Origin of the sequence: Flavobacterium sp. AJR (assembly GCF_002156885.1) — a bacterium.
Lineage (GTDB): Bacteria > Bacteroidota > Bacteroidia > Flavobacteriales > Flavobacteriaceae > Flavobacterium.
Genome location: NZ_NCWQ01000107.1, coordinates 1 through 11,679, shown reverse-complemented (window position 1 = coordinate 11,679; position 11,679 = coordinate 1). Strand labels below are relative to the sequence as shown.

Genomic DNA, 11,679 nt, shown 5'->3' with positions numbered 1-11,679 from the left:
TATAATGTGCTTTTTTTTAAGTATCGCTATTCCATAAATTGTGTTTTTTGAGGTTAATAATGAGATATGTTTTTCCCTCCAAACAAGAATCGCGAAAAAAAATCGTAGAACTTTTCAAATAACTTTTTCATAATAGTGAATTTTTTAATTGTTAGACAATAAATAGACACCAATAAAAAGAGCAAATAAAAAAGTAAATAATAGAATTGGGACTATAACAGCAAGTTACAAAAAATAAATTAAAAATAAATATTTTTTTTGATGTATAATCCTTGTTTTCAGTGTTTTAGTTTGTGTTTTGTAAGTGTTTAAGATTTGTAGCAAAAAATACAATTAGTTATCCTTCCTGTTTTTCCATGATTTCCATGATTTCATCCTGTGTAGAAACTCCTTTATCATGAAGGTACCATAATTGTAAATTGGCCTTGATAGTTTCATCAAAAGCCCCAAATTCTTTTTTATAGTTGTTTACCAAGTCTACGGCTCCTTGTGGACGAGGTCCCCAATCGGCAAGAACTTCAAGTTTTTCTTTATCGATTATAATTAATTTCGGAATTGCTTTTCCTCCATTTGTTAAGAACAGATTCATTAACTCAGAATTTTCATCACGAAGTACAATTTTCAGATTGATTTTGTTTTTAGATTCTGTTGCCATTTTATAAATAATAGGCAATAATTGTGCAGCATCTCCACACCAACCTTCAGAAATAACGAGCCAAATATAATTTTTGTGAACGTTTTGTAGCTTAGAAATCGTTGTTTCGGTAATTTTTATTGTTTTTTCCAGCCGATTCATTCGAGTTTCGTTTAAGCTGCTATAATTTGTTAAATCTTCGGATTGTTCTAGTCCAGTCGATTTTCCTTCGGCTAATAAATCAGAAACAAGTTTTCGGTATTCGATATATGAATAGCTATTGGACAGGGCGTTGGAAATACATTTTTGCATAAATTTTATTTTTTTATGAAATACAAATTTACAGCTTTAATATAAACTGATGCTGATTTTTGTCATGTTGTGTCCTAAATACATTATTAAAATGGACGTTTTATGCAAAAAAGAGAAGATAAATTAATTTTTTTAAAACACTATTTTTAAAAATCAGAATATGTCTATATTTGCACAAACCAACGCAACATAGAAATGAAATACAAAAGAATTCTTCTTAAATTAAGTGGAGAAGCTTTAATGGGAGATTTACAATACGGAATCGACCCAAAAAGATTGGACGAATATGCCGAAGAAATTAAGCAAATTCATGCAAAGGGAGTAGAAATTGCCATTGTAATTGGAGGAGGAAACATTTTTAGAGGAGTTTCTGGGGTAAGTTCAGGAATGGATAGAGTACAAGGTGATTATATGGGAATGCTTGCTACTGTAATTAACGGAATGGCATTACAAGGCGCTTTGGAAAATAAAGGAATGTTAACGCGTTTGCAAACGGCTCTAAAAATAGAATCAATTGCAGAACCTTATATTAAAAGAAGAGCAGTACGCCACCTTGAGAAAAACCGAATTGTGATTTTTGGTGCAGGTACAGGAAATCCTTACTTTACAACAGATACAGCAGCAGTTTTAAGAGGTATAGAAATTAATGCCGATGTTATCTTAAAAGGAACTCGTGTAGATGGTGTTTACGATTCAGATCCAGAGAAAAATGCATCAGCTGTAAAATTTGATTTTATCTCTTTTGAAGATGTACTTAAAAAAGGATTAAATGTAATGGATACTACTGCTTTTACATTAAGCCAGGAAAATAAATTACCAATTGTGGTTTTTGATATGAACAAAATCGGAAATTTATTGAAAATTTGCGAAGGCGAAAATATTGGAACTGTAGTAAATATATAGTATTCAGTTACGGTTTACAGTCGCAATTGTCGACTTGAACTGAAAACTGAGATTGAAAACTGAAAACTTAAAAATATGACTGAAGAAATCGAATTTATCTTAGATAGCACTAAAGAATCAATGGCAAATTCTATTGCACATTTAGAAAAAGAATTTCTAAATATTCGTGCAGGAAAAGCATCTCCAGCAATGCTAGGAAGTGTTTTTGTAGATTATTATGGTTCAGCAACACCACTTTCGCAAGTAGCTAAAATTAGTGTTCCAGATGCAAGAACAATTACTTTGCAACCATTTGAAAAAAATATGTTGCAAACAATTGAAAAAGCAATCATGGTAGCCAACATTGGTTTTAATCCTATGAATAATGGAGATGTGATTATCATAAGTGTTCCGCCACTAACAGAAGAGCGTCGTAGAGATTTGGCAAAACAAGCAAAATCAGAAGCAGAAGATGCTAAGATTGGTGTGAGAAACGTTCGTAAGGATGCCAACACAGATATTAAAAAACTAGAAAAAGAAGGAACTTCAGAAGATGTTTGCAAAAGCGCAGAAGAAGAAGTACAAAACCTGACTAACAAATATATTAAACTTATTGATGAATTATTAGCTAACAAAGAAGCTGAAATCATGAAGGTTTAATCTTTTTATAACGATTAAAAAATCCGTCTTGTTAATTTTATACGAGACGGATTTTTTTATTCTTACTTTTGTGTATCCTAGCCAATTTATAATATTGTTTTCTGTATGAAGTTATTGTGTTTCTTGACATTGTTTTTCACGCTTTCTATACAAGCGCAATTCCAGATAAACGGAATTGTAACGGAAAACGCTACCAATAAACCACTTCCTTTTGCAACAATCGTCACAGATGATGGTATGAACACCATTACAGATGTCGATGGAAAATTTACACTCTTATCAATTTCTAGTATCGAATATTTTTCGGTTTCTTATATAGGTTATACATCAATTACAATTTATACTTCGCCTAATAAGAAGTTTTATAAAATAAGCCTGGCCGAATCCACAGATGCTTTAAAAGAAGTTGTTATCTCAAACGAGAATCCCGCTCTTGAAATCATCAGAAAAACAATTGCGAGTAAAGACAAAAATAACCCACAAAAAAAATTAACGAGTTTTGAGTATAAAACCTATAACAAATTAATTGTAACGGCAAATCCCGATTCTATAAACTCAAGATTAGATTCTATTTTTGTGCAAGAAGCTATAGGTCGAAGATTTATTAAGGTAGATTCTGCTAATTTTAAATTCAAAGAGATTTCTAACAAACAGCATTTGTTTCAAACCGAAAAAGTATCTCAATATCAGTTTGGAAACAAGAAGCTAAAAGAAACCATTCTGGGAACAAAAATGGCAGGTTTCAAGCAGCCTATTTATGAAATTATAGCATTTAATCTACAATCGATTTCTATATACGATTCTAATTACGAACTTTTCGAAACCAAGTATAACAGCCCAATTGCCAAAGATGCCTTAAAAGACTACAGTTATAAGTTGCTGGATACGGTTATGATAAAAGGCAGGCAAACTTATATGGTTTACTTTAAAAACCGAATGAAGAAGTCTGAATTAGGCTTGGAAGGAGTTCTATATATCGATCAGGATAGTTATGCTATTGCAAAAGCGGTAATGCGTATAAAAGGTGTACTCGACATTAGCGGAATACATGAGTTTGATTATATTCCAGAGGAGAAAATTTGGTTTCCAAAGAATACAACGTTCAAAATCGTAAAAGGAAAAAATGACGATGATATTAAGATTCTTGGAGGAACAATTCAGTTTGACGGAGATGCAGAACAAGAAGAAGATATTCATAGAAAAAAAGGAGCTTCGGATTATACATATCTAATGTCCGAAAGCAACAATTTTGATGTTCATTATAATAGACCAATAGAAATAAAAAATCCATCTATCTATATTGAGATTACAGACGATGCTATAAAAAAGCCAGAGAGTTTTTGGAATAAATATCGAAAAGATAGTTTAGATATTCGTTCCCAGAAAACGTACATGCTATTAGATAGTATTTCGTTAAAGAAAAGAGTTGAAAGCAAAATTAGGTTTGGGCGAAAAATTATTAATGGCTACTTGCCGTTAAGTGTTGTCGATTTAGACTTAAGAAAACTATTTAGTTATAATAATTACGAAGGATTCCGATTTGGTTTAGGAGGTGTTACCAATGAGCAGTTTTCAAAAAAATATAAGATTGGTGGATATACTGGTTACGGGACAAAAGACGGTAACTTTAAATACAACCTGGATTTATCTACAAGAGTCGAAAGATTTTCGAATACATGGGTAGGAGCATCATATACTAATGATGTAAGAGAGATTGCAAGTACCGTTTTTGCAGTAGATAAAAGAGTATTTAAACTCTATGATCCAAGACCCATAAACATTAGTACTTTTTATAATTATGTTAGTTGGGCTAGTTATGTGGGTACTCGAATTGTCCCGAAGACAGAAAGTATTTTTGAGCTTTCGCGTTCTTTTATCGAGCCCAAGTTTGACTATGCTTACAATTTAAACGGAAGATTGTATACTAACTATGTTATGACAACGGCAATGTTATCATTGGCTTGGAATCCGTTTAGTGATTATATGCAAACCCCAAACGGGCGAATTGAAACTGAAAAAAGATTTCCGAAGTTTACCATACAATACACTCAATCATTGCCTAAAGTGATGGAAAACGATTTTAATTTCTCTAAAATAGATTTTAAAACCGAATACGAGAAAAAATATCTGAATGGGCAAAAAACAAGTTTGCTCTTGCAAGCAGGATATGCAATGGGCGATGTACCAATTACACACTTATACAATACCTCTCCGAATAATATTACCAAAGAAACAATGATTCAGAGAATAACGTTTGCAGGTAGAAACAGTTTTGAAACGATGTTTTTTAATGAATTTTTCTCCAGCGAATATGCTATTTTTCAGGTAAAGCATGGTTTTAACCGATTTAAAATTATCAAGAAAGTAAGACCGTCATTAGTGTTAGTCTCGCGTATGGCGTGGGGAAATATGAAAAATCCAGAACAACATGTTGGGATTGACTACAAGACGTTAAATAAAGGATTTTTTGAATCGGGTATAGAAATTAATCAGATATTTAATGGTTTGGGATTAAGTGGATTCTATCGCTACGGACCAAATCAGTTACCTAGATTTGAAGATAATATCGCCGTTAAATTGAGTTTTGTACTTAATTTAGGTATCTAAATAAAAAAATCCCATTCATTACGAATGGGATTTTTAAACTATTAAGGTTTAAGAATTAAAACCGATGGCGTATTATTAAGCCATGTGCTTTGAGATTCGATTAGTTTTTTCCAGCTGTCTAAACTAATAATCATTAAATCTTGATTCTCTAAAAACTCTTTTTTAATAGTTCTATCAGACATTAACATGATATGATTTGGGGCAATTTGTTCAATAGATCGAATAGATTCCTGCATATCCCGGGTGCTTTTTAATTCTCCGCTCGCATCCAGAATCGTAATTTGGGAACCATTGTTGTTAATTAATTTTTTAGCATATTCGATAAGGAATGCATCTTCTTTGCTAAAAATAGGCATGAAAACCTGATTTATTTCTTCTAATTCTTTGTCGATAAAAATTCCGACAGGCATTTTGCTTTTAGCGATAACGTGCCTTGTTCTTTCATCAAAAGGTGAATTTTCAAACAATCCTTCCTTTCCTGTGAATTTATCGATTAAACGGTCTGGATTTACGATTCTGGTTGTGAAACCAAGGATTTTACCTAGCAACGTTCCGTCGAAAATAGATTGTCCTAAACTAACCAATAATAAATCGTATTCGCCTTGGTTTGCCGTTTCGGTTATATCAGCGTCAATATCATTAGATACTTTAAAAAGACTAATCATGTTTTGGTTTAAAACTTCAGATTCTGAAATAACTGGCAAAAGCATTTCTCTTTCATAATCTTTTACTTCAAACGAGTGTAACTCAGAGCTCAACGATAAATGCATTGCTGTTACAATAGTATTATCAGGTTGTTTTTTAGTCAGGCTATTTGCAATACGCAATAATGTTTTTCCTTTTTCGGGAGTATCAAATGAAAATAAAATTTTGTATTTGCTTTTGTTTCCTATTTCTTCTGGAATAGTCGTTTTTTTATCTTTAAAGATAAAATTGATAAAGTCTAAAGCTGGTCCAGTCATAAATGTAGTAACCAATGCCATAATTACCATCATGGTAAAGATTTCGGTAGATAAAACACCTAAATCATATCCTATGTTTAGGACCACTAGCTCCATTAAACCGCGAGTATTCATTAAGGCGCCGATGGCTAAACTATCTTTCCAGTTTTGTCCCACAAATTTAGCTGCAAGAGCACTTCCGAAGAATTTACCGACTACAGCCACAGCAATAATTACTCCTGTAACCTTCCATAAATAAGGATCATTTAATAATCCTATTTGAGTACGTAATCCTGTGAAAACAAAGAATAAAGGAAGTAAAAGTATTACAGATACATCTTCTACTTTTTCGATGAAAATATTACGGAATTTATTGTTTTCTGGCATGATTGCTCCTGCTAAAAATGCACCAAATAAAGCATGGATTCCTATTAGCTCTGAAGCGTAAGAAGAAAATAAAAGCGTTAAAAAGAAAATGGCAACTACTGGTTTGTTTAAACTTTCACGAGTTGAATTTAAATCACCTACACGTTTTAAAAACGGTCGAACTATTTTTAGCATCACAATTACATACAAAATTGCTAATCCTATTACATATAATGAACTAGTAAATGAGCCTGCTTTTACAATAGCAATTACTACGGCAAGAATACACCAGGCAGTAATATCATCGGCAGCAGCACAAGTTATGGCAATGGTACCAAGTTTGGTTTTTTGCAAGCCTCGTTCCTGAACAATTCGAGCTAAAACGGGAAATGCCGTAATACTCATGGCAATACCCATAAAGAGACCGAAAGAAGAAAATTCAACTCCTACTGGGGCAAAAGTATGATAAATGAAATAAGCCAATGTTAGTCCTAAAGCAAATGGAATTACAATACTTGCATGACTAATTACAACAGATTCATGTGCTTTGTTTTTAAGTACTTTTAAATCTAGTTCCATACCAATTACGAACATGAAAAGTATTAAACCAATCTGACTTAAAAATTGTAGGTTTCCTAAGGATTCTTTTGGGAATAAAGTGGCTGAAAATTCAGGAAAATACATTCCGATAAGGGATGGTCCTAAGACAATACCAGCAACCATTTCTCCAATTACTGATGGTTGACCAATTTTTCTAAAAACCCACCCAAAGAAACGTGCTACCAAAATAATTGTAATAATCTGGGCAAGTAAAATAGCAAGCGGATGTTGTAGATTTTCGATCATTGCCGAAATGAAGTCATTCCAATGGCTACTTTCTGTTTTTTTTACAACGATATCTCTTCCTATTTCTAATGCTTTTCCTTTTGAGATTACCAAATAGATTAAAGTCGAAAATCCGCCAATAATTATTAGATAAAATAATGAGTTTTTGATGTTTTTCATATCACGTCATTTTGATTTATTGTGCAAATATGAGAAGTGACTTTTAAGGAAAAAAGAAAATCTAGAGCTAATTCCTGTTAGATGTAATAAGACGGAAAAACTTTGTAATAACTTATATTTTTACTTTAAGTAAAAAGTCAGATCGGTACGTTTCGCTTAAAGAAAGAGTAATATTCTCCCCATTTTTTCTTTGATGAAGCAGTACAATTTCGTTGTGATTAAAGAATTGTATGGCGTTCATAGCTATGATTTCCTTTTTATTAACCCGACAAAAATGGGCATCAGGTAATTGCTTTAAAAGGGTATCAAAATTAATGTTTTTTAAGGTAAGCAAACTACCATCTGTAAGTAGCACTGTTTTGTCCCGACTATCTGTTGTGGCTGTTTTTATGTATTGAATTTGGTTAAAATACAACAAGGTTTTGCCTTTGTCGGTATTTAAGTGCATGAATTTTTTTGTAGCCTCAGGTTTATTGAATTGCTCAAGCGCTTTAGAAATTGCTTTTTGCAAACGTTCTATTTTTACGGGCTTTGTAATATAATCTACAGCATCAATATTAAAAGCTTCGGCAGCATAATCTTTGTAAGCGGTACAAAAAATAATTAATTTATTTTCTAATAAACTGGCAAGACTCAATCCGTCAATTCCTGGCATTTCGATATCCGAGATTAATAAATCGAAATCGAGATTAGGAATTTCGGCTAGTAATTTTTCGGGATTATTAAACGTTTTTACAATCTCTAATGCTGGAATTTGCTCACAAAGCATCTTTAGATAAGTTAAACCAGGTAACTCATCATCCAGTAGTAAGCATTTGAGTTTTGTATTCAAGTAGATTAATTTTTAAATGAGCAATGTAAATATCGTTCTCTACAAATTTATCAAGTTTGAATTGATTTTTATAGATAATTTTTAATCGTTGTTCCAATGTAGTGTTTCCAATACCGCTTCGTTCTTTCTTTAATACTTTTTTATCTGATATTTTATTAGAAACCGTCAGAGAGAAATGGTTATCCTTAAATTCGAATATTACTGAAATAAAAGCATCGGCATTTTGTATGTCGGCGTGTTTAAATGCGTTTTCGATTAAATCGATAGAAATTAAAGGTGCGAGTAAAGGTTGGTCGTACAATTTTTCGTCTTCGCCAATAATAGTTTTTACTTTTAATTCAAAAAGTGGGCTAATTTTTATTTTATTGATTTCGATAAGATTCAGTGCAAACTCGATTTCTTCTTTTGGTGTTACAAGCTTTTTTTTGCTTTCGTAAAGAATATAATCTAACACATTTGCTAGTTTATCCAGAGCAAAATATGTTTGATACGCATGTGATTGAATCGAATTAAGAATGTTCTTGAAAAGATGCGGATTCAGTTTAGATTCCAGTGTTTCCAATTGCAAATCATTTACTTTCATCTCAAGTAAATAAAAATTCTTTTCGGCTATCTCTTTTGCTTTTCTGGATTGAATTAACTGATAAACGATATAACCAATTAAAACTACTAGCAAAAGAATTATTGCTAGTAGAGAATTAGTTATAGTATTGCTTGTTTGCATGTTATTAATGGCTAGAAACAAATTTTAACCCAATAATCGAAGCTATTAATGTTGATAAGAAAAATATTCTCCAAAATGTAGCTGGTTCTTTAAAGATAAAAATCCCAACCAAAACAGTTCCCACAGCTCCAATTCCTGTCCAGACAGCATAAGCCGTTCCTATAGGTAAAACCTGAGTTGCTTTAAATAATAAAACCATACTTATGGTAAGGCATACAAAAAATCCAATCATCCAGTAGGTAGATACCATTCCGGATGTTTCTTTGGCTTTGCCAAGACAAGAGGCAAAACCTACTTCGAATAGCCCAGCTATTATAAGTAAAATCCAATTCATTTTTTAGGGTTTAATAATTAATACAGAAGGCACGTTACTTAACCAAGTGCTTCTGGAGTCGACTAATGCTTTCCAGCTTTCAAGACTAATAATCATTAGATCTTGTTTGTCTAGAAATTCCTTTTTGATGATGCGGTCGCTCATCATTGATATGTTTTTAGGGAATTTTTGCTCTAAGGTACTAATAGCACTCTTAATTACAAAATTAGACTCTATGTTTCCGTTTACATCCAGAATCATGATGTGTGAATTGTTATTGAAAATTAGCTTCTGAGCATAATCTATCAAGAACGTATCTTCGACACTAAAAATTGGTATAAACACTTGATTTACATTTTGTAATTCTTTGTCGATTAAGATTCCTAGAGGCATTTTAGTTTTCGAAACAATCAATCGGGTTCTTTCGTCAAAAGGAGAATTCTGGAACAATCCTTCTTTCCCAATAAATTTGTCTATAAGTCTATCTGGGTTAATGATTCGGGTTGTAAAACCAATTACTTTCCCTAACAATGTTCCTTCAAAAATAGATTGTCCTAAACCAACCAATAACAAGTCATAATTACCTTGATTGGCAATGTCGGCAATGTCACTTTCAATGTCTATAGTTGCTTTAAAAATAGTGGTGATTTCCTGTTTAAGAATTTTTGATTCTTCGACAAGCGGGATGAAACTATCTTTCTCTTTATCCTCAATATTAAAAGCATGCATCTCGTCGCTTAAAGATAAGTGCATTGCTGTAACTTGAGAGTTATCTTGCTGTTTCTTGACCATGCTATGTGCCAATCTCAAAAGAGATTTTCCTCTTTCGTTATTTCCAAACGAAATCAAGATTCGGTATTTATTGCTAATTGATGGTTCTTCGAGAACTGGGACTTCTTTGGTTTTAAACACAAAATCGATTAAATCTAGTGCGGGTCCCGTCATAAATGTAGTTACCAATGCCATAATAACCATCATTGTAAATACTTCGGGAGTTAGCACTTTGAGTTCTAATCCTATATTTAACACGACCAATTCCATTAATCCCCTTGTATTCATTAGGGCTCCAATGGTTAAGCTATCTTTCCAGCTTTGTCCTACGAATTTAGCTGCAAGTGCGCTTCCGAAAAATTTCCCAACAACAGCTACTAAAATAATCATTCCGGTTACTGTCCATAAATAAGGATCATTTATAAGTCCGATTTCGGTTTTTAAACCAGTAAAAACAAAGAAAAGAGGTAGTAATAAAATTACCGATACATCTTCGACTTTCTCGATAAACATGGTTCGGAATTTAGGAACATCAGGCATGATTGCTCCAGTCATAAATGCGCCAAAAAGGGCATGAATACCAATAACTTCGGTTGCGTATGAAGAAACAATAAGAGTAAGTACAAAAATTGCCACGACAGGTTTGTCTATATTCGATTTTGCTCCGTATAAATCACCAATTCTTTTTAAGAATGGTTTTACAATATATAACATTGCCAGAACATAAATAACAGCTAGAAAAATGATGTATATCGAGCTAACAAAACTTCCAGCTTTTACAATAGCAATTACTACAGCAAGTAAACACCAGGCAGTAATATCATCGGCAGCAGCACAAGTGATAACAATTGTACCTAATTTGGTTTTATGAATACCTCGTTCCTGAACGATTCTTGCTAAAACAGGAAAAGCTGTAATACTCATGGCTATTCCCATAAATAAACTAAAGGATAGGAATTTTACACCTTCGGGAGCAAATTGGTTGTAAACAAAATAAGCGAGCCCAATACCTAATGCAAAAGGAATTACGATACTGGCGTGACTTATTACAACGGCTTCATTTGCCTTGTTTTTTAATGCGTTTAAGTCGAGTTCCATTCCAATGACAAACATGAAAAGTATTAAACCAATCTGACTTAAAAATTTTAAGTTCCCTAAGGATTCGACAGGAAATAAGGCCATTGCAAATTCAGGAAAATACAAGCCTAATAAGGATGGTCCAAGAGCAATACCAGCAATAATTTCGCCTATTACAGATGGTTGCCCAATACGTTTGAAAATCCACCCAAAAAAACGGGCGACAAAAATAATTGTTATAATTTGGGCTAATAATATGGCTAGTGGGTCTTGAAAATTAGATTGCATCGAAGAAATAAAATCTTGCCAAGAACCTTTTCCTGTACCTACAACTTCTATTGTTTTATTTGCCTCTAAGTATTTACCTTTAGTAATGATCCAGTAAATTAAAGCTGTAAAACCTCCGGTTACCCCTATATAAAACAATGCGTTTTTGTAGTTCTTCATCCTATATTTTAAATAATGTAATTATTTTCTCAAAAATAATACAAATATGAGAAAAGGTAGCTAAGAAATCGCATCAATTTCAATTAACTTATTGTAAAAAAATGACTA

Annotated in this window: 9 protein-coding genes; 3 read left to right on the top strand and 6 right to left on the bottom strand. The window is 32.5% G+C overall.

What is annotated here, in order from left to right; translation table 11 throughout:
* Positions 1-337: 337 nt before the first annotated feature.
* On the bottom strand, positions 338-946 hold the full coding sequence (locus B8T70_RS21055) for a thioredoxin family protein (protein ID WP_086896118.1): 609 nt from the start codon (positions 944-946) through the stop codon (positions 338-340).
* A gap of 195 nt (positions 947-1,141) precedes the next feature.
* On the opposite strand from B8T70_RS21055, the gene pyrH reads away from it, so the two are divergent.
* The 3 genes from pyrH (at position 1,142) to B8T70_RS21040 (ending at position 5,095) form a co-directional block, all read left to right on the top strand.
* Positions 1,142-1,849, top strand: a complete 708-nt coding sequence (pyrH, locus tag B8T70_RS21050) for a UMP kinase (protein ID WP_086896117.1) — start codon at positions 1,142-1,144, stop codon at positions 1,847-1,849.
* A gap of 75 nt (positions 1,850-1,924) precedes the next feature.
* Positions 1,925-2,488 carry a ribosome recycling factor gene (gene frr, locus B8T70_RS21045; RefSeq protein WP_039117895.1) on the top strand — a complete coding sequence of 188 codons (564 nt, stop codon included), beginning with the start codon at positions 1,925-1,927 and terminating at the stop codon, positions 2,486-2,488.
* 105 nt (positions 2,489-2,593) lie between these two features.
* Entirely contained in the window at positions 2,594-5,095 is a 2,502-nt protein-coding gene (locus B8T70_RS21040; protein ID WP_039117894.1) for a DUF5686 family protein, read from the top strand.
* A 41-nt stretch (positions 5,096-5,136) separates the two neighbouring features.
* Here B8T70_RS21040 and B8T70_RS21035 read toward each other — a convergent pair whose 3' ends face one another.
* The 5 genes from B8T70_RS21035 to B8T70_RS21015 form a co-directional block, all read right to left on the bottom strand.
* Positions 5,137-7,407: a cation:proton antiporter gene (locus tag B8T70_RS21035; RefSeq protein ID WP_039115868.1), complete on the bottom strand. Its 2,271-nt coding sequence runs from the start codon at positions 7,405-7,407 to the stop codon at positions 5,137-5,139.
* Between the two features lie 112 nt (positions 7,408-7,519).
* A complete protein-coding gene (locus B8T70_RS21030) occupies positions 7,520-8,239 on the bottom strand; it encodes a LytTR family DNA-binding domain-containing protein (protein ID WP_039115869.1) in 720 nt (239 codons plus the stop codon).
* Positions 8,205-8,963: a sensor histidine kinase gene (locus B8T70_RS21025; RefSeq protein ID WP_039115872.1), complete on the bottom strand. Its 759-nt coding sequence runs from the start codon at positions 8,961-8,963 to the stop codon at positions 8,205-8,207. The genes B8T70_RS21030 and B8T70_RS21025 overlap by 35 nt, the downstream gene beginning before the upstream one ends.
* A gap of 4 nt (positions 8,964-8,967) precedes the next feature.
* A complete protein-coding gene (locus B8T70_RS21020) occupies positions 8,968-9,297 on the bottom strand; it encodes a multidrug efflux SMR transporter (protein WP_035617362.1) in 330 nt (109 codons plus the stop codon).
* A 3-nt stretch (positions 9,298-9,300) separates the two neighbouring features.
* Complete coding sequence (locus B8T70_RS21015; RefSeq protein WP_086896116.1) at positions 9,301-11,571, bottom strand: cation:proton antiporter; 2,271 nt, start codon at positions 11,569-11,571, stop codon at positions 9,301-9,303.
* Between the last annotated feature and the right edge of the window lie 108 nt (positions 11,572-11,679).

Coding starts and splice junctions, on each gene's coding strand:
- B8T70_RS21055 (WP_086896118.1), bottom strand. CDS start 946: ATGCAAAAATGTATTTCCAACGCCCTGTCCAATAGCTATTCATATATC.
- pyrH (WP_086896117.1), top strand. CDS start 1,142: ATGAAATACAAAAGAATTCTTCTTAAATTAAGTGGAGAAGCTTTAATG.
- frr (WP_039117895.1), top strand. CDS start 1,925: ATGACTGAAGAAATCGAATTTATCTTAGATAGCACTAAAGAATCAATG.
- B8T70_RS21040 (WP_039117894.1), top strand. CDS start 2,594: ATGAAGTTATTGTGTTTCTTGACATTGTTTTTCACGCTTTCTATACAA.
- B8T70_RS21035 (WP_039115868.1), bottom strand. CDS start 7,407: ATGAAAAACATCAAAAACTCATTATTTTATCTAATAATTATTGGCGGA.
- B8T70_RS21025 (WP_039115872.1), bottom strand. CDS start 8,963: ATGCAAACAAGCAATACTATAACTAATTCTCTACTAGCAATAATTCTT.
- B8T70_RS21020 (WP_035617362.1), bottom strand. CDS start 9,297: ATGAATTGGATTTTACTTATAATAGCTGGGCTATTCGAAGTAGGTTTT.
- B8T70_RS21015 (WP_086896116.1), bottom strand. CDS start 11,571: ATGAAGAACTACAAAAACGCATTGTTTTATATAGGGGTAACCGGAGGT.